General features: G+C 37.3%; 19 protein-coding genes. 2 read left to right on the top strand and 17 right to left on the bottom strand.

Annotation, left to right across the window (positions count from 1 at the left end):
* Window positions 1–2 precede the first annotated feature (2 nt).
* The 15 genes from CTY47_RS13130 to CTY47_RS13060 all read right to left on the bottom strand — a co-directional run bounded on the left by CTY47_RS13130 (window position 3) and on the right by CTY47_RS13060 (window position 16,516).
* The gene (locus tag CTY47_RS13130; RefSeq protein WP_233202188.1) at window positions 3–1,340 is read right to left on the bottom strand and encodes a fimbrillin family protein; all 1,338 of its coding nucleotides are present in this window, start codon (window positions 1,338–1,340) and stop codon (window positions 3–5) included.
* An 82-nt stretch (window positions 1,341–1,422) separates the two neighbouring features.
* Window positions 1,423–2,388: a fimbrillin family protein gene (locus CTY47_RS13125; protein WP_099465222.1), complete on the bottom strand. Its 966-nt coding sequence runs from the start codon at window positions 2,386–2,388 to the stop codon at window positions 1,423–1,425.
* A 21-nt stretch (window positions 2,389–2,409) separates the two neighbouring features.
* Complete coding sequence (locus CTY47_RS13120) at window positions 2,410–3,360, bottom strand: fimbrillin family protein (RefSeq protein WP_099465221.1); 951 nt, start codon at window positions 3,358–3,360, stop codon at window positions 2,410–2,412.
* A gap of 26 nt (window positions 3,361–3,386) precedes the next feature.
* Complete coding sequence (locus CTY47_RS13115; RefSeq protein ID WP_099465220.1) at window positions 3,387–4,304, bottom strand: fimbrillin family protein; 918 nt, start codon at window positions 4,302–4,304, stop codon at window positions 3,387–3,389.
* Window positions 4,305–4,334: 30 nt separating this feature from the next.
* Window positions 4,335–5,246, bottom strand: a complete 912-nt coding sequence (locus CTY47_RS13110) for a fimbrillin family protein (protein WP_099465219.1) — start codon at window positions 5,244–5,246, stop codon at window positions 4,335–4,337.
* A 22-nt stretch (window positions 5,247–5,268) separates the two neighbouring features.
* Entirely contained in the window at window positions 5,269–6,171 is a 903-nt protein-coding gene (locus tag CTY47_RS13105; RefSeq protein ID WP_143813395.1) for a DUF5119 domain-containing protein, read from the bottom strand.
* A 10-nt stretch (window positions 6,172–6,181) separates the two neighbouring features.
* Window positions 6,182–7,519, bottom strand: a complete 1,338-nt coding sequence (locus CTY47_RS13100; RefSeq protein ID WP_233202187.1) for a DUF3575 domain-containing protein — start codon at window positions 7,517–7,519, stop codon at window positions 6,182–6,184.
* A 375-nt stretch (window positions 7,520–7,894) separates the two neighbouring features.
* Entirely contained in the window at window positions 7,895–8,821 is a 927-nt protein-coding gene (locus CTY47_RS13095) for a tyrosine-type recombinase/integrase (protein WP_099465217.1), read from the bottom strand.
* A gap of 219 nt (window positions 8,822–9,040) precedes the next feature.
* Window positions 9,041–9,739 (bottom strand): 6-phosphogluconolactonase, encoded by a 699-nt coding sequence (gene pgl / locus CTY47_RS13090; RefSeq protein ID WP_099465216.1) that lies wholly within the window; start codon window positions 9,737–9,739, stop codon window positions 9,041–9,043.
* A gap of 9 nt (window positions 9,740–9,748) precedes the next feature.
* Complete coding sequence (gene zwf / locus CTY47_RS13085) at window positions 9,749–11,215, bottom strand: glucose-6-phosphate dehydrogenase (protein ID WP_099465215.1); 1,467 nt, start codon at window positions 11,213–11,215, stop codon at window positions 9,749–9,751.
* Window positions 11,216–11,225: 10 nt separating this feature from the next.
* The gene (gene gnd / locus CTY47_RS13080; protein WP_099465214.1) at window positions 11,226–12,689 is read right to left on the bottom strand and encodes a decarboxylating NADP(+)-dependent phosphogluconate dehydrogenase; all 1,464 of its coding nucleotides are present in this window, start codon (window positions 12,687–12,689) and stop codon (window positions 11,226–11,228) included.
* Between the two features lie 12 nt (window positions 12,690–12,701).
* Window positions 12,702–14,081, bottom strand: coding sequence for an FAD-dependent oxidoreductase (locus tag CTY47_RS13075; protein ID WP_099465213.1), 1,380 nt, complete (start codon window positions 14,079–14,081; stop codon window positions 12,702–12,704).
* 62 nt (window positions 14,082–14,143) lie between these two features.
* On the bottom strand, window positions 14,144–14,725 hold the full coding sequence (locus tag CTY47_RS13070) for a DUF417 family protein (RefSeq protein WP_099465212.1): 582 nt from the start codon (window positions 14,723–14,725) through the stop codon (window positions 14,144–14,146).
* 98 nt (window positions 14,726–14,823) lie between these two features.
* Window positions 14,824–15,681: an AraC family transcriptional regulator gene (locus CTY47_RS13065; protein ID WP_099465211.1), complete on the bottom strand. Its 858-nt coding sequence runs from the start codon at window positions 15,679–15,681 to the stop codon at window positions 14,824–14,826.
* A 22-nt stretch (window positions 15,682–15,703) separates the two neighbouring features.
* The gene (locus CTY47_RS13060; RefSeq protein WP_099465210.1) at window positions 15,704–16,516 is read right to left on the bottom strand and encodes an AraC family transcriptional regulator; all 813 of its coding nucleotides are present in this window, start codon (window positions 16,514–16,516) and stop codon (window positions 15,704–15,706) included.
* A 207-nt stretch (window positions 16,517–16,723) separates the two neighbouring features.
* Here CTY47_RS13060 and CTY47_RS13055 point away from each other — a divergent pair, with 207 nt between their 5' ends.
* Together CTY47_RS13055 and CTY47_RS13050 are read left to right on the top strand one after the other, a co-directional pair.
* Complete coding sequence (locus CTY47_RS13055; protein ID WP_099465209.1) at window positions 16,724–17,635, top strand: DUF2156 domain-containing protein; 912 nt, start codon at window positions 16,724–16,726, stop codon at window positions 17,633–17,635.
* A gap of 7 nt (window positions 17,636–17,642) precedes the next feature.
* Window positions 17,643–18,599 (top strand): GNAT family N-acetyltransferase, encoded by a 957-nt coding sequence (locus CTY47_RS13050; RefSeq protein WP_099465208.1) that lies wholly within the window; start codon window positions 17,643–17,645, stop codon window positions 18,597–18,599.
* A 49-nt stretch (window positions 18,600–18,648) separates the two neighbouring features.
* Here the strand turns inward: CTY47_RS13050 and CTY47_RS13045 are convergent, their stop codons facing one another.
* Window positions 18,649–20,919, bottom strand: coding sequence for an LruC domain-containing protein (locus CTY47_RS13045; protein WP_099465207.1), 2,271 nt, complete (start codon window positions 20,917–20,919; stop codon window positions 18,649–18,651).
* Window positions 20,920–21,136: 217 nt separating this feature from the next.
* Entirely contained in the window at window positions 21,137–22,471 is a 1,335-nt protein-coding gene (locus CTY47_RS13040; RefSeq protein ID WP_099465206.1) for a sigma-54-dependent transcriptional regulator, read from the bottom strand.
* Between the last annotated feature and the right edge of the window lie 392 nt (window positions 22,472–22,863).

The raw sequence follows: 22,863 nt of genomic DNA, 5'->3' as shown, positions 1-22,863 counted from the left end.
GATTATAGAGGTATTTCTTCGCTTATTTCTTCGTCTACCCAGTCTGTTACATCTACACTAACAACGTCCAGCTTATTCTTACCAGCCATCAATGTATAGATGTAATTATTACCGGCCATCCATTGCATAGCAGGAAGAGTAACAGTAAAGATCATATCGGCATTACCGTCATTTAAGGTAACTTTCACATCTATTTCATTATCATTAAATGAGAAAGGATAAAGCGACATGCTGACAGCCTTAGAAACAGACTTACCGCTTACTGCATTCAGTCCTGAACCTGCTGCAATAAAGTCATTCTCGGTTTCTGCACCTCCTGTCTCTATCTGACGTTTCAATATGTAATTGGTTATGTTACGGAGGATTGTTGCTGGAGCACCACTCGTTGTAATTGTACCGTCAATCAAAGACATCGTACCTTCTCCCAAAAGATTAGTAGTACTCGCATGGTTCTTTATTTCAATCGATTTAAGATTGACATCTGTAGCACTTAACTTTCCGCCATCATATACACGGAAAGATACCATAGACAACGTATGATTCATGCTCAGGCCAATCTTCCAACCCGGGTTATCTGCATTTGCGTTATTTGCATCAGCATCCGGTTTAACAACAGGGAACCCATCGGCATGTCCATTATTTACATAACGGCCACCGGCAACAGTTGCGTCATGATACATATAGTCTTTTTCGTCAAGAGATGCGATCTTCTGTTTACGGGCAGCACTGCTAGTAGAACCGTTAGAAACCCATTTGCCACCCTCCCACTTCATGGCTGCATTATTAGCATATTGAGCATCGATAGTACCTGTCTTCAAAAGATTAGCAGGAACTTTCATATCAGCTTCCGACGAAGGAGTTACGCTATTAAATGCAGTTGCACTATAAGGATAATAAGCATATACGCAACCAACATCTTTCTTCAGGTAGAAAGGAGTCTCTCTCTGATCTTTATGGGTAGCGTCTTTCGTTAATATGGAAAGCCAGTTGGCTCCGGCTTCATCACCTACAAACCAAACCTGATGAGTAGAGGCATAAGCAGTATGGTTAGTGCCATCCGGTGAGTACCAAGCATTCTTAGCTTTGTTCAAGATCACAATACCTATACCCGGCACAGAATCGTTATCAGCATAATTGTCTTTGTTATAGGTAATCTTATTGCCTACTACAACAGAGCGCGTAACAGATTTCGTTCCGGCATCTACTTTCAGATTGGTGGTTACTCCTAATGCAACCTGTCCATTATTATCCGGCTGCGGAATATCCGTTTCATTTTCAGAACAGCTTACTGCTGTAAACATGGCAACCGCAAAGGCGCCAACTCTCATAATGTTCTTCATATCCATTTGTTTTTATGGTCCTCCTTACGGAGTACCTGATTTATATTAATTTCTCGTTTAGTTCGCTTCGCTCACTCTCTCCTCATACAGGTATTTCTTCCTGATCCATATCTGTCCAGGGCTCCACACCTACAGAAACAGCATCTATGCTATTTCCATCAGTAAAGGAAAGTGTTATCAAATGTCTTTTGCCTGTCTGGAAACCTCCTTCTACCGACAAACAAACATCGGATGTTGTAAGAACTTCATTTCCTCTTCCGTCTTTCGTTGTAGTTATACGGACGTAAAGCGGATGCTCTTTTGTACCGTCGACAGGCTGCACAGGCAACAAGACATATCCTTGGGCATCCGGCAAAGCATTCCCGGGATCTGTTACTTCCGGGATCGGCAAATCCTGAATATCCTGAACTGTTAAATCCCGTACATCACCATTCGACGAAACATTAGACAGCGAAGGAGATACCAACACAAGATCGAGCTCCTGCTTAGTATGGACTCCCACAATTTCAATGTTCTTTATACTTCCCCATTTATCGGGATGAGAGCTGTAACAAACAAATTGTAACTGCGTAAGCAAATGGCGGAATGTACACAAGGTAACAGGAGCATCCATACTACCCGTCAAAAGTCCCGTAGCCATTATATCGGTAGTTCCGTCTACTGAAAATTGTACACCTCCGTTAACTAATGTCGCTTTCCCATTATCCGCCGGATAGTAACCATGCAGGCGAGTATTCTCTCCCTGTATCGGATATAACTGGGATTCTGCAAAAACAATCGGCCTGCGTCCGTTTCCATTTGTCCGCTTAGCCAAACAAATGTTCCAGTTTCCATATACAGCAGATCCTTTCGAGGTCTCATCCTGACGGGCAAAGCATACATCCAAGTCCTTTTCATAGCCGGAGTTTATCACTGCACGGGTTGCAGAGCCAATAGCCCCTTCCAAATGTACCTCCGTCGGAACAGGAATCGGATCATCCTTTCCATCCGAACAAGACATACATCCCCAAAGGAACATCGCGGTTACTATCGTTAGTAAAATCTTCATCTCCTGCTACATTTAAAAACATTAGTTTGGAACAACAGAAGAACCTCCGCCGTTACCAGGTACCCATTCGGCTATACCGGCTTCTACGGTAATTTCTCCCGTTACAGTAAAGTTCAGGGTAATCATGTGAGATTGGCTGGCTTTAACTCCATCTGCTATATTATTGATAGGTACTGTTAATGTTTTCTCCACACTGTCATAAGTAGCTTTCACTTCCAATGTAATAGCCGAAGCTGCTGTTCCCATACCCGCTGTAGGATATAGCATCAAATAACCAATCTTAGGATCTTTTTCCGTAGAAAGAGTAACAGCCGTAGGACAATTAAATACAGCTAAATCTGCTTCTACCGGAGCTGCAGCAGGTGCTAAAGAAGCGCCGCTTGCTTTATCGATAGAAAGTTCCAATGCTGTAGGCACCTCTTTCACTGTGATGGAAGTAATAGCAGACCATTTTGCAACTGCTTCACTAGAACCCACACATTTGAATTGCAGTTGTGTTAGCAAATGCTGAAAGGTAAATGGCTGAAAAGGACTATTAGCAGCACCCTTTTGTACGTCGGTAACCATAATGTCTTCATCTCCCGTTATCGTATAAGAAACCTTTGCAGGATTAGATGTAGCAGCGAAACTAGCCTGGGGATAGAACCCAATTAATGCAGACTCTCCATTAGATACTGAATATGTTTGTGTTGTTCCGAATGTTACTGAAGTATTTCCACTACCTCCGGCACGAACAGCATCAATAGCCGCTGCCCATGTAGTGTTAGAAGAAGGATTATCCAAGCGTCCGAAAGATACATTCAAATCTTTACTATAATCGGCGTCAATCACAGCACGGGTAGTTGTACTAATACCTGCACTTAATTCAATATTTTTTGCTGTTCCGTTATCGATCGGTTCTTCATCATTTGAGCAACTGCATAAACCACATACAGCCAGCATGCCCACTAATAAATACTTACTTGTTTTCATAGCGTTCTATTTTATATTAATAATTATTATTCAACTGTACCAGAACCTTCTGCACCTTGTTCCCAAGGAGCAACAGAGGCAGTTCCTTCAATTGTAACTTCACCACTCTTCTGGAATACTAAAGAAATAAGATGTGAATTGCCTGCCAATGCTTTCAATGGTTGCTGATCCTTTGTGTTTTTAATAGTAATATCTTTGCTTACGGTATCATCGCCATACGTGATCTTCACCTTTACTCCGTCTAATGTATTTATCATTAACGGTTCACCAAACTTAACCAACGTAGTAGTTAATGCCAGCGGTGTTTCGGGAGCACCGGGTACAGGAACTTCTGCTGCAGGGGCATAAGTAATTCCACCATCTTTAATAGTCATGGATTGTGCGTACTGTGCACCTTGTACCTTTATGGCTTTTACTGCTTTAGGGCTATCTTCCATATACGCCTCAGACGCCTGTACCTGAAAAACCAATTGAGTTAATGCGTGCGTAAAAGCAAAAGCTCCAACCGGTTTCATTTTACTTCCATTCACTATTCCACCCCACATAATGTCTTCCGTTCCAGTTTTCTTAAAGGGTACGACACCCCTCACAGAAGCAATTTCAGGATGCCAGGCAGCCATATAAACATTTCCATTTGTCGGATACGTCTTGGAAGTATTTAACGGCACTTTATTTCCTGCTGAAGTTTCGGCAGCCGTCAGTGTTACCGAATTTTGCCAATTTGGAGTTACAGTCCAGTCTATTGGTTCACTTGTACCTTCAAAAGCGGTAATAGCAGCAGTAAACTCATCACCTGTTGTGACAGGAGCTTTTGTAATTGTTCCATATACAGTGGCACCAATTTTGATTTCCGCATCACCACCATTACCGGTCATTCCATCATCAGACGAGCAACCGCACATCGTTACGGCCAATAATGCCGAACAAATCCAACTTTGTTTCATAATACTTATAATCTCATTTATATTTTATATTCACTCTATAACTCCCATTCCATTATTACCCCTTACCCAATTGGCAACTACCGAAGACAATTCAATGACTCCTTTCGTATGTACATTTATTGATAAGAGATATGAAGTTCCTGCCAAAGACATTCCTCCTTCTTCTTCAAAAACCACAGGCAAATGCTCAAACTTTGTTTCATTGCCAACAGGCGTCTGCAAGATTACAGAAATATAGACAGGTACATTGGGCTGGATCATTACCACACCAGGGACAGATACATTATCCGTACCCAGCAAAACGACATCACCATCTGTATAGTCATATCCTATAATGTCTTTTTTTGAACCTGTAAATTGGAGAGATTTATCTGTAAGAGACAAAGTTGCCTCTGCTTGTGTACCTTCTACTATAATTGATTTAAGGGATAAATTCCGTAAAACACCCTCGGCGTCACAACGAATCTGAAAACGTAACTGTGTAAGCAAATGAATGAAATCGAAACGTTTTTCATCCTGCCAGAACATATCGTTCATGCTTCCTGCCTGTTCTTCCGACAACATAATATCTTGCTGTCCGTCTAGTATATATGAAACTTGATTATTATCCGACAGCTCAGCCGATGGTATAAAACCACATAAGTATACTTGACTATTATCTTCGGGATAATAACGCGGTTCTGCAAAAACGACACGGCCGACTGACTGCATGGCAGCACTCCAGACTTCTGTATAGTTTTTTGATTCGACACCTTTCGCAAAAAAGACAGAATCATCTATTATATTTTCATAATTATCGCTACCTGCATAACCTAGCTGTGATTGTAAAACAATTTCGCGCCGTCCAGAAAAATCATCTTTTTCTGACGAACACCCCGTTCCTGTATAAATAAATAATACAATCAGAGCTAACAGACGATAAAAACACAATACAAATTTCATACCCTTACGCAATTTCTATATACTACTCATAGGTTTCAACCCCGGCAACCCCTTTATGCCAGTCGGTCAATTCTATCTTTATCCCATCTATTTTATCTGGCGAAATCTCCAAATCCAATACTATATAAGTGGATAAACTTTCATTAAAAGCGTCATTCACCTGATCGCTTATATCTGTTGATGAAGTAAAAGTATTACCATCCTTCTTGGTAACGTTAAGAAACAACTCCGCACGTTCGCCCTCACCTCCGCAACAAAAACCAAATAAATTAAGCGATGTAGCATATACATCACCTGCAATCTGTTCCGGGGTAAATGCGACAGAAGCCACACGGTCAAAAAGAGCTTTCCCTGTAGGAATATGTATTTCAGGAGAAACACCATTGATAAAACCATCTATCTTCCTGATACCATCCAGACCAACTATTTTAACATTCAACTCCACTTGCTTAACCAAACAAGCCGGATATAATTCATTGGTGCTACAATCGGGGCCGCTAACGTCAAGTTTTCCCTCACCTGTACCATACAAATTCATAGGCTGGGCAACATGCGACACCGTAGCTTTCAAAGAAGAAACAGGACGAGCAACTGCACGGGCAGCATCGTACCCATTATCCATATCTAAGTCTATATTCGCACCATCAGGGTTGCAAACGGCAACCTGATAAATTCCGGCAGGCAGAGTACCTTCATATCCGGAAGATTTACCATACCTAAGAATAGGGGCAGAAGATCCTTCCTTATAAAAATAATAGATCATGTCCGAGGGCTTATCCTTCGTTTTCCAATTCAATATCAAACGAACCTTTCCATTACGATCCCAGTCTTCGTCTGTAGAACGATATACGCAGGCTGATAATCCGGCAACTAAAGCAATGATTCCGGCCAAACATAGGATTTGTGTATATTTACATTTTACCATACTCTTTCCTTTAAAATCCAAAACGATACAGCACACTTATTTTTAGCCCAACCATAAATCCGGTAGACGAAAAACGAGTCTCCAAATAGTTTTTATTATCTATTTCGTCATACCTGTATTTCTTTCCATTAAAGACAGAACGATATCCGGTCTGCAACTCCGCTTCCATACAAAAACCGGAATAAACAGGAATTAAATAACCGATTGAAGCACCTGCTGTCCAAAAACGTCCGGTACGACCATACAATCCATCCACACTAATTTTCTCCCCCCGTATATCAAAATCGCCATACTGTCCAAACAATCCAACACTAAGCCCACTAAAAGAGCCTTTTTCAATCGGCCACACTTTAGGCGATAATGTAATATCTGATACGGACCATTTATTATCATCCTTTCCCTTATACGAAAAGTCTGCATATTTACCGGCCAAAGCAATCGACCATCTATCAGCAAAATAGTATTCTAATTCCAGGTTTGGCATAAAAGAACCTATCTGGATCCCTGTATTTCCATTGCCCAATTCAAGAGAAGGAACAATTTTAAACCAAGGCAATAAATTCGTCTTTACTGCAAATTTTAAAGGAAAGACATAATGTGCAGTCTGTAATTCTTTCTGTACAACAGACGGGGTAGTTGATTTAACTGCCGGTTTCACCGTTTGTGTTTTGAGCACCGGGGTTCCATTTTCTGTCATTACTCTTCCGGTAACAGAAACAGATGGTTTATTTTTAATAAGCAAACGATAGTCTTCTAATTCTGAGTCATCAAACAATTCGTCCGTAATAACATAAATGATACGACTTTCTCCATTTGAAGAACCTCGTGAATAGAAATCGACATAAGGAACGCTTCCATATCGTTTAATAGCATCTTTAATAGCAACAGGGTATAGACTTTCACTATAACAGATTTCCTGGTTAACAAACCACGGAAGAGGCGATCCTACTAAATATACATCTACCCGATCCCTGTATGTGCCACTCTTATCAACGTAAAAAGCCACGCATTCATGAGGAATATTCAATTTGGATTTAACATACGCACGTATACGACTTGCACGAAGTGAAGCTTCATTAATAACAGCTCCTTCTGCATAATCATAAGCGCTGACATGAGCAACAATTAATATATGAGATTTATTATCCAATAATTTTGAACGGGCGGAAAGAAGATCTTCGTTCATACATTGCAAAGCAAACGCATTATCCCCATAATCGGCTAGTAAAAAATTCTGATTTTCTGGAAAAGAAAACAAATAAGAATTAGCAGGTAAATAATTCTGTGCCAACACTTCATTTACCCCTAATAATATGCAGAATAACAATATGTTCAGAACTTTTTTCACTACTTAAGCTTCTAAGTTTAATTGTGCATCTATTATCAATAGGTGCACAAAAGGTACTACATGTTTGTAGCTCAAACATATACAATATATCAGTAACCTTCTTTTAGATTAATTACTGAATACGACCATTGTTAAAATAGGCTAATTTGACAGTATTATTGATAGTTAAATTATGTTTCATCGGTGAGTTATAAGTGTTTTGGTGTTTTTATTTTCACTATTTTTGTGACGGTATTTACAAATAATAAAACAATGTGCACCTATTGATAATAGATGCACATTATTTCATCTTGAGAGACAACATGAATTTCAAGAGCAATTTAAAATCCGTGGTGTTTTGTTTTTTTAATTATTCTATTTGAATAAAACCTGGATTTATAGTTCAATTACCTTTTTATTTATACGTCGTATCAAAGAAGAATTGAAAGAATCTAAGTAGATTTGCGTTGTTCGTTCACTGGCATGCCCCAAACATGTACTAATAACCGCTGTCGGCATTAAATTATTACGGGCAACAGTTGCCCACGTATGGCGGGCAACATACGAACTGAGTCCCTGTATATCTAACTTTTCCCCTATACGTGCCAGATTCCGGTTATAAGCAGTGAGGCCACTACGATAACGTTGATAGTTTTCTTCAAGTGATGCATCATCCAACAAGATTGGCCAAACATAATCACTATCTTCCCGGCGATATCTGTCAATTAAATGCAACATTGGAGATTCCAGAAATATAACGACCTCTCTCTTCGTTTTGACGCGTTGATAACGGATCATATTCTCATGTATATTTGAATGGCGTAAATAAGCCATATCAGCGTATCCCATACCACATGAATAAAAACTAAACATAAACATATCTCTTGTTAAGGCAACTGGAGTTCCAAATACTAAATTCAAATCCAATATTTTCCGTAATTTATTCTTACTAAGAGAGCGTTTAACTGTTGGTTGTGGAGTAAATGAAAAACCTTCAAAAGGATTTTTACGCGAAGATATACATCCCAAAGACTGTGCCCGATTATAAATAGCTCTTATGTTCCGTAAATAAAAATGTACTGTATTACGACTTATCCCTCTATTTTCAAGCCACTCTACATAATCTCTAATAAATTCATGATTCAATATATGAAAAGGAATCCATGTATTCCCCACAAAAAGGATTAAAGACTTCAAACTACTTTGATAAACCCGTACTAAACCTAAATGACCAGTTTTCTTTTTTTCCTCTATTAACTGGTCGGCAAACCATACAAAACCTTTACGGCTAACATTTGCTCCTATTGTAAATTTATTCTCCATAACTAATTAATATAAAAAACCATGTGAAAAATAAACAGAGGAAAACACAAAAATGATATATTCAAATATTAGCTTATATTAGTCATTTTAGCTAAAAACAAAAAACAGAAACTAAGGTTACAATTAACAATAACATAATAAGCCCATTATTATATAATGGACTATCTGGTTAAAACATGATTACAAAAAAGCCAGAATAAGATTCCGCACATCAGCATCCTATTCTGTAGTATATACCGTTGCATCCACAGCATGTGATAAAATATATGCAGCAGGTGTATCGTTTGATGGAGAAAAACGATCTGCCAAATGCTCTATTACAGCCTTCTTATCTTCTCCGAAAACGGGTATCAACAATGGTGAATTATTAAGAATAAGAGTGCCTGTCATAGTAATACGAAACTGATGACTGGCTGGATGCTGAGAAACTGTATAACTACGGCTATCTGACAATAGTTCCATTGTATTAGGAAAAATAGAGGCTGTATGTGCATCATTTCCTATGCCTAATATAATACAATCAAAAGTAGGCATCAAGTTAAATAACGGCAGATATTCTTTTACTTCCCACGAATAACGCATAGCTTCTGCCCCTGGTTCTTTCTCTCCTTTAATACGATGAATATGTTCTTCCGGAATGTGCAGAGGTTTAAACAACAAACGATTTGCCTGTCCATAATTACTATCAGAATCAGAAGCGGGAACACACCGTTCGTCTACCCAGAAAAAGCGAAGTGCATTCCAATCAATTTTATCTTTATATTCTTCTACCCAAAGGGAAAATATTTGTTTTGCAGTTTCCCCTCCCGACAACGCCAGATTAAACGGCTCTAAACCTTTTTCCTGCATTAGCTGAGTCAAATGCTCAGTCATAATACGAAGCGCTGTTTTTGAATCTTTACAATATTCTATTTTCATATATTCTCTTTATTTACTTTTACAGGAACAAGGCTTTTCCACCATTCCCAACATTATTTTCTGAAACGGGCCATCTTCTCCCGGCTGATAATAAAACAAGTTCTTCTCACCTTCCTCTTTCCAGTGATGAAGAATTGGATCTATAAATTTCCAACTGGTTTCCAAAGCATCACTACGTGCATATAATGTGCTATCGCCTAACATTGCATCCAACAAAAGACGTTCATATGCATCCGGAAGATAAGTCTTAGAAAGTGAATCATAACGAAAATCCATACCAACCTGCTTCACTTCAAAACCTGCGCCGGGCATCTTTAATCCGAATTTCAAAGAAATACTTTCATCCGGTTGAATCCGAATTGTAAGTTTATTGCACGAACCTCCCGAACATTGTCCCACAAACAATTTATGCGGAGTTGATTTAAAATGAATGACGATTTCCGATTTTTTCTCCGGCATCTCTTTCCCTGTTACAAAATAGAACGGAACTCCACTCCAACGCCAATTGTCAATAAAAAATTTCATAGCCACATAAGTTTCTGTAGTAGAATCCAGCGCAACATTTTTTTCTTCCCGATAGCCTTTATATTGAGCCCGGACAATTTGTGCATCAATTTCTTTTGGCTTAAACGGACGAAGAGAACGAAATACTTTTACTATTTCATCCCGAATAGGTTCCGGTTCAAAAATGGCAGGAGATTCCATCGCAACAAACGACATAAGTTGCATCAGGTGGTTCTGAATCATATCACGCATCGCACCCGCAGAATCATAATATTTACCACGATTTTCAACTCCCAACGTTTCTGTTGCATTAATTTCTATAGATTCTATATAATTACGATTCCAGAGTGGTTCAAATATACCGTTCGAAAAACGAAGTACTAATATATTTTGTACTGTTTCTTTCCCTAAATAATGATCTATACGATAAATTTCTTCTTCATGGAAAATATGACGGAGATGTTCGCTTAGTGCTCTCGCCAATTCAAAGCTAGTACCAAAAGGTTTTTCAACAATGATGCGTCTCCAACCATCCGTTAATTGGGAAGCATTCAATCCACTTTCCAATAAACATTGCGGAATCACTTCATACATCATCGGGGGAGTTGCCAGATAATATATGATTTTATCCGGCAATTGGTGCTTACTCTGCAATAACTCAATTCGCTCACGCAATTTATAATACTCATCCGTATTATTAGAGTCGAACGATAAATAATAAACAAAATCAAGGAATTGGTCAAGTTGCTCTTCACTATATTCTTTACCTTTCTGTTCATCAATAATATGTTGGCGCTCAAATGCACGATATTCTTCATCCGAATAGTTAGTTCTGGATGCTCCTAAAATGCAAAAACGGTTCGGAAGCAAACCCCGAACATGCAATTCGAAAAGGGACGGGAGCAACTTACGGCCAGTCAAGTCGCCCGATGCCCCGAATATAACTAATAATTGATCATCTGCCTTTTTCATACTATTCTTTTTAAACGTTATAACTACCGGAAACTGTCTGTCCTCCCTCACCAGTCCAGTTTGTGTGGAAAAATTTTCCTCTTTCCCAATCCACCCGTTCATACATGTGAGCTCCAAAGTAATCACGTTGCGCTTGGATAAGACTTGCAGCAGAATGAAGCGTTTTCAGTCCGTCAAAATAACTTAGTGCAGCACTCATAGCAGGCAAAGCGATGCCATTCATCACACCTTCAGATACAGATTTACGCCAAGCAGGAAGCGAAGTTTGTATTTTACTACGGAAAAAATCATCAAACAACAGATTCTCCAACTCCGGTTGTTTACGATAAGCTTCCGTTATCTTCTGCAAAAATACAGAACGAATAATACACCCTTTACGCCATATCATTGCTATAGTACCATAATCCAGTTTCCACCCGTAGTGCTCGGAAGCACGGCGAAGAAGAGAAAATCCTTGTGCATACGAAACCAATTTAGATGCATAAAGAGCCATACGAAACTCTTCTGTCGAAAGAGTTGTTTCTTCTTGAATACCTACATATGGATATAGCCCGGATGCCTTTTTACGTTCATCCTGCAATGCAGAAAGCATACGTGCATAAACAGCCTCCGTAATCAAAGTTAACGGATCATTTTCGTCCATAGCAGCAATGGCACTCCATTTACCGGTTCCCTTCTGGCCTGCCACATCAAGAATTTTATCCAATAAATAAGTATCACCTTCTTTATAACGAAGTATATCTGCCGTAATATTAATCAGATAACTATCCAATTCACCTTTATTCCATTCATCAAAGACACGTGCTAATGTTTCATTATCCAATCCTGCACGATTTTTTAAAAGAGAGTAAGCCTCTGATATAAGTTGCATATCTCCATATTCGATACCATTATGTACAGTCTTAACAAAATGACCGGAACCACCCGGACCAATCCATTGGCAGCATGGAGTTCCATCATCCAGTTTTGCTGCTATAGCCTGCAGGATATCTTTTACCAACGGCCAGGCTGCAGGCGAACCACCCGGCATAATAGAAGGTCCATACAATGCCCCGATCTCGCCACCCGATATACCGGTACCAATAAAATACATTCCTAAACTTTCAACCTCCTTTACACGGCGTTCTGTATCATGAAAATCCGAATTGCCTCCGTCAATGATAACATCGCCGGGAGATAAATACGGAACAAGTTGTACTATCAGTTCATCAACCGGAGAACCGGCTTTAACCATCATCATTATTTTGCGGGGTCTGCTAACTGACTCAACCAAATCTTTTATAGAAAAGACTCCTATAAAGTTTTTCCCTTTCCCCCGTCCTTCAAGGAAACGGCCAACAACTCCTTCCTCACCAGGAGCTGTCCGGTTATATACAGAGACTTTAAAACCTTTACTTTCCATATTCAGGGCCAAGTTTTCACCCATCACGGCTAAACCAATCAGTCCAATATCAGATTTTTCAAAATTATCCATATCATTGTTATTTTAATTTATCATAGAAAACAAATCATTCAATGCTTCACTCATTGAAGGATGAGTAAAAATATTATCTCTAAGAAATGTATAGTGTTCACCTGTCCGCATAGCTAAAGACACTATATTTATAACTTCACTAGAATCGGCACAGAAAAGGGTACACCCCAGAATACATCCTGTATCTTTATCCACAACCGCTTTCAATAAGCCTTCCGGCTGGCCGAGAGTCCGACTTCTGGGATTAGCAGCCGAAAGCATTCTGGCTACTTTTATATTCTTACCCATTTTCAAAGCTTCTTCTTCACTTACTCCGACACGGGACAAAGGAGGGTCTATAAAAACAGAATATGCAATTGCTTGCCTATCGTCCAAGTTACGATGCCCGTTACCAAACAATTCTTCCTTGATAATCCGGTAATCGTCCAAAGATAAATAGGTAAATTGAAGTCCTCCATGTACATCTCCAACCGCCCAGATATTCTCTACATTTGTACGTAAATGCTTGTCTACAACTATAGCACCTCTACTATCTGTTTTAATACCAGCTGCCTCTAAGTCCAAACTTTTTGTGTTAGGACGACGACCTGTTGCCAATAAAACAGCATCCACATTTACTTTTGTTGTTTCGCCTGTTATCGCATCCCTGTAAATAACAGATGCTTTTTTAGAATCATGCTCTATAGTCTGAACAATTGCATTCAGATGGATATTTATTCCCTTTTTTTCCAATACTTCTTTGACTGCCGCAGCAATGTCTCTATCTTCCCGGGGAATAAAATGTTCGCCTGCCTCTAAAACAGTAACTTTTGAACCAAATCCTGTAAACATTGAAGCAAACTCCAACCCTACATACCCTCCACCTATAATAGCCAAACGCTTGGGCAATTTATTCAGTTCCATAATTGATGTACTTGTATAAACATAAGGATTTCCTTTTATACCGTTTATATTAGGAATAATTGTCGAAGCCCCAGTATTAATAAAAATTCTTTCTCCTTCAATTTGTATGGTTTCTTTAGAAGACTTCACTAAAATTTCATAAGGAGAACGGAATGAAGCCTCACCTGTGTAAACAATTACATTATCTTTTGTATTTAATTTTTCGTAATTTACTTTACGGAGAAAAGAAGTTAAATCATTTTTGGCTTTGACCGCTTTTTTATATTCTTCTGCATATTGGTCAAAACTAGCAGGTCTCCGATACTCCAAAACTTTAGACAAGTGTACCAGTGTTTTCGTCGGAATACAACCAATATTAATACAAGTCCCGCCATACATTTTTGATGAACGTTCAATAATTGCAACACTCCATCCGCGAGACGCAAACTCTGCAGCTAATGTTTTTCCTGCTTTACCAAAACCTATAATTATTGCATTATATCTTTTCATTGCCGTCCTTTCTCCTATTATTAACTATTAAAACAACACTTCTTTTAACCTAATTGTTCGTATTATTTCTTTAAAAGTCTTCGAGCCGTATCAGAAAGAAGAATAAGGGCTCCGGCTAAAATAGCTATATCTTTTATCACTAATCTGCCTGCTCCTGAAAGTAAAGGAAATCCATATTCAGGCCCTCCTAGATTAGGTACCCAAACTTCGGGTGTAGTTATAAGGAAAGAAAGTGTTCCTATAGTCATAATAATTGCAAGCATTTCCCCCACTATTCCAATTTTCGGAAAAAATATACCTAAAAAAACCAAAACACCTATAGACATAATTAAAAGGCCCAGGCCATGAGAAAACCCGTAGGTGTTATTTGCTTCATGCCAAGCATGATTTTCGGGAACGAAAGCTCCTTCCGAATTCTTATATTGCTTATATTCAGGCGCTTCATTATTATAAAAAAAACTCATAAAAGGACTGTTTACAACAAAAGGTACAATACCATCAGCCTCATAATTATAAAATTTCAAACCACCAATCCAAACAAAAATCACAAGAATTGCAATTCGCATTAAATTCAAACCAATACGATTAGAAGATGCTGCTAAATGAAGAAACTCGTTGTAAAAAGCTGTTACTTTTGTTTTCATAATCACTTATATTTAGGTATTAATATTATTATTGCAAAAGTAACGGCTGCTCTATACGTAAGAAATGGTTATTTTCCTATTATAATTTGCAATTTTTCCTATTCTAAAACTTTCTCAGCTTTATTTTTATAGACAGAACGATAATTTGAAGTACTCAGGCCCGTTGTTTTTTTAAAGAAGCGGCTAAAAGTTGCCTGATCTTCAAATCCTAAAATTACAGCTATTTCCTTCGCACTTTTATTGGAATAAAGTAATAATCGTTCAGCTTCTGCCTTAATCCGATCATGTATAATACGGATGGCTGAAGGCTGATGGTAAGAAGATAATATATTAGCCAAAGTTTTAGGAGATTTATTCAACATATCTGCATATTCCTGGACCTGTTTCTTTTCTTTATAATATGTATCCACTAATACATGAAATTTCCGGATCATTTCAAATTGTGAACCATTTTCCGGAGCTACACCATGACGGTTCTCAGCAATACGGGTACAAAGAATTATAAAACGTTTTAAAAGAACCCGAAGCATTTCTTCCTGCAAATGGTCATTATCTTCAAACTCCACTTGCATAATGCCTAACAAAGTTTCCAACTTATCACGTTCTTTTTCTTTTAAGTCAAAAATAACTATTTGAGACGATCCATGAAACAATAAGCCATTACACGAAACTTCGTGATCATTTCCATGTATACAATAAAAATTACTATTGAATAATAAAGCAATATATTCACCTTCTATCCGTACAAACTCCAAACGGTACAAATGAGATAAAGACATCAACTGATTAGCTTTCAATATAACCCTTTGATGATCAATTTCCAATTCAATCTCACCAGAAAGTATCCATATAAATTTATAAAATTCTCTATCTCTCAAAGCGGTATTGTTTTCATGCAAAGTATTACAGAGAAGTATTTTCCCTTTCATTTTTGCGTTTTCAAAAAGTAGATTCATAATATATTTGTTTTATAATTATTCATTTCCATTCGGAAGGGAATTCTCCCGTCAGCCGCCGAAACCATCTGGAGAATGTATCTTGGTTCGAAAATCCCAGCATAATAGCAATTTGCGACGGACGTAAACGTGTTTTACGAAGTAGATCCTTTGCCTCCAACAATACATAATCTGCAATCCATTCCACAGCTGTCATTTGAGAATATTGACGGCATTTCATATTAAATTCCGGTGAACTCAATCCTAATTTTTCCGCATAAAAATAAGCCGGAGAATGATGGTAACGACTAATCAATAAAGCCAAATCATAGAAAAAAGGAGGAATATCATCCCTCTCTATTCTCTCTTCATGCACAGAATACTGTAAACCGATAATTAAAGCTCTCAACAAAGATTCTATTACCTTAGCCCGTATTTCCCTGGGAGTATTCAATTGCGACTCTATTAAGTTAAGCATAGTCATTGCTTCATTTATTTCTTTCTCAGTAATATCCCGAATAATCAAACGTTGCCGGTTAATCAAAAATTCCTCCGAGACAAAGACAACTATACCACTAAAGTTAGTTTCTATAAATGATTTTACATGTGTTACACCTTCACCTGCAGCAAGTAAAACCTGTCCCTTTACAATATTACAATCGTCTTTATTTACCTTACAAGAAAAAGAACCTCCGGTACAAATCACAGCTAATGTACCTGTTTCAAAAGAAGGCAAAGCCTCTCCCTTCCCATCTTTCACATGATATATTTTTAATGCTCGTTCCAGTACTAATTCAGGTACAGAAACCATATGATATAGGTCTATTGGCAATATTCTATTTATACTATTCCCCATATATTATGCATTTAAAGAATTGATTTGCTCAATAAACATTTAAAGATAGTTATTAGTTTTGATCAGATACCGCATTTCATAATTATTCAAATAAAAAAGCACTATCTAAAATACTTATAAGTGAATCAAGTTTATTTATAAAGTCTGAACATTCAAACATCCTTATTAGTTCTATATTTGCACACTATAAAAAGAACAAACAAAACAATGGAAATATTTTTCAAACCTATAACATTGGATGACAGAGAAGTTATCACTTCATTCACTTTTCCAAGCGATTATCGCAACTGTGATTTTTCGTTCGCCAACATGTGTAGTTGGCGATTTCTATATAATAGCGAATTTGCTATCGTAGAAGGATATCTTTTAATCCGTTTCTGGATTGAAGATAAAAGTAGAATTGCATATATGATGCCAGTAGGTAAAGGAGACCTAAAATCTATAATTAATCTATTAGAAGAAGATTCTCTAAAACACGGTCATCCTCTATGTATGCTTGGAATTACTCCTGACGCAAAAACAGAATTAGAAAGGGTTTTACCTAAAGATTTTTATTACATTCCTGAACGAGACTATTATGACTATATATATCTTCGTGAGAATTTGGCTTCTCTGAAAGGAAAAAAATACCAATCCAAACGCAATCATATCAATAATTTTAAAAAGCAATATTCTTATGAATATATGCCTATCACCCCAGATATAGTTCCTCAATGCCTCGAATTAGAATGCAAATGGTATAAAGCCAACCTAACAGAGAAAGATGACGAAGAACTAAATGACGAACGTCGTTCACTGACTTATGCCCTCCATCATTACAATGAATTGGGACTAATTGGAGGAGCCATCTGTGTCGCAGGAGAGATTGTGGCATTTTCTTTTGGAGCACCGGTCAATCACAACACATTTGCTGTTCATGTAGAAAAAGCCGATGTAAATTATGATGGAGCTTACACCTTAGTAAATCAAGAATTTGCATCTCATCTGCCCGAACAATATATATATGTCAACAGGGAAGAAGATTTAGGAATACCAGGTCTGCGCCAAGCCAAGCTTTCTTATAATCCTACTATTCTACTTGAAAAATGTGCCGCTATAAAAAAACCAATACTAAAATAATAGCGTTATGAACAAAAAACAACAAGTAAAAGATTTATGGAGAACATGTTTCGGTGATTCCGAAGCATTTATAGACCTTTATTTTGATCGCGTATATCAAGATGATAATACGCTAACAATCGAAAGAAACGGACAAATTGTTTCTGCATTACAAATGCTCCCATACACAATGACCTACTTTGGTGCCGAAATTTCGGTAGCATATATATCGGGGGCATGTACAGCTCCAGAACAACGTGGTCAAGGATTAATGAAACAATTGCTACAAGAAGCTTTTGAAGAAATGAAAAAACGGGATGTTGCAATAACTGCATTAATACCTGCAGACACAAGGTTATTCGATTACTACCGTGAACAGGGTTACATCGAGGCCTTCGATTATACAACAGAAACCTATATCCGTCCTCAAATAGTCGTTCAAAAGCCATTATTAACAGTAGTTCCTCCTGAGGTCGATTCAATGAACACATTGTATAAATACTTCGATAAAAAACTCAGGGAACGCACATGCTGCGTATTACATACTTATAACGATTTTGTAACTATTCTTCGTGACCTGGCACTTAATGGAGGACAAATGCTTACGGCACTCAATGAAAACGAACAACCTGTAGGTATGATCTTCCTTCATTTATTTATAGACTCAAACGGACAAAAAAATATTTACGTAAAAGAGTTGATGTATGACAATGAAGATATAAAAGCACTTTTACTTCAGGAAGCCACATTACAAAACAATGTAAATCAAGCAATCTGCGAAATATTACCAACTCCTCCCAGTACAATGCCCAAAGGTATGGCTAAAGTAATAGATACAAAACGACTTATACATCACTGGCATTCCAAACATCCTCATAGTCCTCTATCTAAAAGTAATTTAGAGAATATGGACATTCAAACATTAACACAGCACTTGTTGGATTATCCTGACAAAAAAGCATTTATCAGCTTAATGCTTGATTAAATAACCAAAAAAGGTTTCGGAGATTGCTTCCAAAACCTTTTTTATTTATTTATTCAGTGAATACTTTATCATCCACCGGATGTTTATACCAATCAGGATCCTGTGTCCCTCCGGATTTGCACCAATTTGCAAACGTAGGATAAGCCTCCATAATATTTATACCTTCCAACGGATATTTAAAATCATCGTATGGAATCATAAAGCCCCACATCATGTTATCATCCGACTTATATCCATTAGTATCACCTTTCACCTTTTCTGTTGGAATCCGACCTGCTAAATGCACTTCTGATCTGTTGTTCGAATCACCTCCATTCACAATAAAGAAATTCAACGCATTTACATTTACGTTCTCCATAGCTACCGGTGCCGTAAAATCTATTTTACATAGAATGTTTCCAGAAACAACCGCATCCGCACCTTTATATGTATTTGTTATTCGTCCGTTTGGCACTCCAAATGCAGCATGCGCATTACCAAACAACGGAATTACGGCATAAGATGAGCCTTCAACCCCATTTCCGGAAGAAACAAAATAATTATTTACAGAAATATCATTCAATGCAGTCCTAGTTACACTTTTAATCGAAGATGGGATTACTTTATCCAATTGCACACCAGCCCCTAACTTTTTAGTTGCCCCCAAAGCTCTCATGTCTAAATTAATTTCCATCGAAACGACATTGTTATCCTTATCTTGAGAATAAATAAAGTTTTTCACACCTAAAACCAAATCATTCATATCATAGTCGCTATTCCCTGGCCAGCCATCTTCCATAGCAAAAATATAATATGTAGAAAGAGCAACTTCTATTGGAAACTTCGGATCGGAAGGTGTTCCGCTTCCCGGGTTTTCTTCTATTCCGTCATCATTACAAGTTGTCGGAGCTACTGCATTAACAGGAACACGTGATAAAGTCACCCCTTGTTCCATTTTACAATCTCCCGAAAAATCAGATAAACAAATCAAATTTAATATTCCACCAAAAAAGGCGGAACCTTCACCACTTCCCCCAATATATGATTTCATCATTATTGTAGGTATAAATTGATCAACATTATGTCCGGTTATTTTATTATTCCATACAAAAGTCGCTGATTTTTCAATTTTCACAACAGCAGAGCCAAACATATTGACGTTAAGACTATTACCTTTAAATTCGTCACACTTAAACAAACTACCGTCTACCAATTCAATATCCGTACCATCACAATACATTTTATTTTCTATATCCAAGCTGCAACTATTAATCAGTATAGCTCCCTGAACAGACCCAAAAGTTGCTGATGAACAATGCCCATTATTTTCAAAATAAGAAGTACTGCCTGCCATTACCAATGACGCGTTACGCAATAATTGATCAAAATTTCCACCACTTCCATTTTTTGTAATCTCCATGGTACCATTATTAATAACCTTTCCGTTAATTTTTAAGGTTTTTGCGATCAAAGTACCGTCATTAATTATAGTAGCACCAGGATCAACTTGAATGCTTCCGGATGCAAATTCTATACAGCCTTCCGACTTAGAAGCAGTAGAGCCATGCACAGCAACCACAGTATTCGACTGGCCTATTGTCCCTCCAGACATACTATTTACAATAACTTTTCCTCCAGGTAAAACAATAATTTTATCATTATTGGCCATATACCAATTGGCTAAAGTTACTGTCCCGGCAACGTATAAAGCTGAATTTCCTGCCCAATACGATTTTAGTTTACTAGCATCTAATAAAATACCTTCCGGAATATAATAATTTCCATTTTGTAACTGATAACCATCAGATACGTCAGATAAATCCGTATAATCAGCAGGCAAAGGATAATCTGAAGCAGATAAAACTGTTCCGCTACGCAAATTAGTATCAGACAGGCTTTTTGTTGCAGCAACAGAACCAAATGTACAATTTATTACGTCAACTGTCGCATCACAAGCTTTCACACTCTCACGTTGAAGAGGATCTGTTTGCTTTACATATACGTTTTTTAAAATAAGAGGATAGATTAAATCCACAACAAAAGGAGCATCTTTTTTACCAACTCCTTTCCCTAACAGATTAGCACTTTTTGATGCAAAAGGATTTGCATCATATACCTCTACAACATAAAAATATTTCCCATTGAACTGATCATTTACATCTACAGTCAATTTCGCTTTTTTTACAGTTGTAAAATCAAAATCATCAGGAATGCCACTAGTATTACCTGAATCCGGTTTTTTAGGATCTTCACCTTCATATACGTCTTTTGTACATGCAAAAAACAGTATCATCAGTACAGGAATGAAAAAGATCGCCCTCTTTTTTAATATGCACTTCATAATCAAACATTTTATTATATTTACCCTCGATGCAAATATAGTAGAATAAAAACTATCGATGCATACAAAAAACAAAGAAAATCAATATTTATGACATTTATTCACAATTAAGAAAAAACAAATTATATCATAAAAAACAAAGGAGATCAGAAAATACGCAACGCAATATGCCTATTATAGATTTGTTAAATTTACAAAAAAACATTGTTCTTAAAAATTAATCCAATTGATAAAGTTTCAGTTTATTATAGAGAGTCTTTCTATCAATTCCCAATAACTGGGCAGCACGTGTTTTATTATATCCGGCTTCTATCAATGCTTTTTTAATTAAATCCCTCTCATGCGTTTCATTTTTCAATTGAATATTAGAAGAAGACTGTTCCGGAATTTTTAATTCCTCCGGCAACTCCGCACATGTAATGTAGCGGCCGGCCGCAAGCAAAGTTGCATATTTAATAACATTCTTCATCTGGCGCAAATTACCCGGCCATGAATAAGTTTGGAATAAATGCAAAGTAGCACTATCAAATCCGATTATATTTTTATTCAATTCATTATTTGCCAAATCAAGAAAATGATTTGCATATAACAATAAATCTTCTTTTCTTTCTTTTAAATCCGGAATCCGGATAGTAAATTCATTTATACGGTGATAAAGATCTTCACGAAAATCACCTTTATCTATAGCCTGACGCAAATTTTCATTAGTAGCAGAAATAAGGCGTACATTTATAGCTATTTCCTGATTACTGCCAATAGGCTTCACTTTTCTTTCCTGAAGAGCACGTAATAATTGTACCTGAACTTCATAAGATAAATTTCCTATTTCATCCAAAAATATCGTACCCCCTTGTGCCGCAACGAAAGCACCCGTCTTATTTTCTATTGCTCCGGTAAATGAGCCTTTCACATGTCCGAAAAATTCTGAGACTGCCAATTCTTTCGGAATAGCTCCACAATCCACCGCTATAAATGGAGCTTTACTATGATTACTCTGCTCATGAATACGACGTGCTATATGCTCTTTGCCTGTACCGCTTGCTCCCATTATCAATACAGACATATCCGTAGGGGCAACCAAACGAATATGTTCATACATTTGTTGTGAAGCCAAACTTTGTCCTTCTATATACAAAGAACTCTGAGATTCATTAACAGATTTAACAACAGGTGGTTCTATCGTCTTATTTCCAGAAGATTTGAATACCTCATTTATTTTATTTAATAAATCTTCCGGGTTCAGAGGTTTTGCTATATAATCTGCCGCTCCTAATTTCATAGCCTGTACAGCAGTTTGAATCTCCGCATAACTAGTCATCATGATCAAAGGTAATACGGGATATTTCCCTTTCAACCATCTTAATAATGAAATACCATCCTCATCCGGCAAACGCAAATCTGATACAACAAGGTCATATTTACCACCTTCTATTTTTTGCCTTGCTTCCGAAACAGATGCCGCACTTGCCGTTTCAAAACCTTTTTTGCCAAGCCATGTCGTCAGCATCAGGGAGAAAGTTATATCATCTTCAACTATAAGGATTGATGGCATAATTATACGTTTTAAATGTTACACAAAGGTATTAAAGGAATTTTGAAAAGACAAACAAAAAGGGCATCCAATATGGAATGCCCTTTCATTTTACAGACTTAATAGAATATTCGGACTTGCGAATCTTTTGTTTATAACGGTTTAAATGTAGAAACGCCAATTTTCGATTTCAGTTAAATCAATTCCAATTTCGTGCCAAAGTCTGCCAAAAGCACGCCTTTAAATCCATAAAATACTATCTATGAACAGATAAGTAGCATATAATGTTTCCTTACATAAAAAATTCTTTTCTTATTTATGTAGAATACCCTTCCACAATTGTAGAATTTATCCACACCTGCTATCACACATTTTGTTCACTCTTATTATTTTTTAGTTTTAACTCCTGTTTG

Source organism: Parabacteroides provencensis (assembly GCF_900232875.1).
GTDB lineage: Bacteria > Bacteroidota > Bacteroidia > Bacteroidales > Tannerellaceae > Parabacteroides > Parabacteroides chinchillae.
The sequence above is the reverse complement of the archived record's forward strand: the minus strand, read 5'-3'. Positions and strand labels throughout refer to the sequence as shown.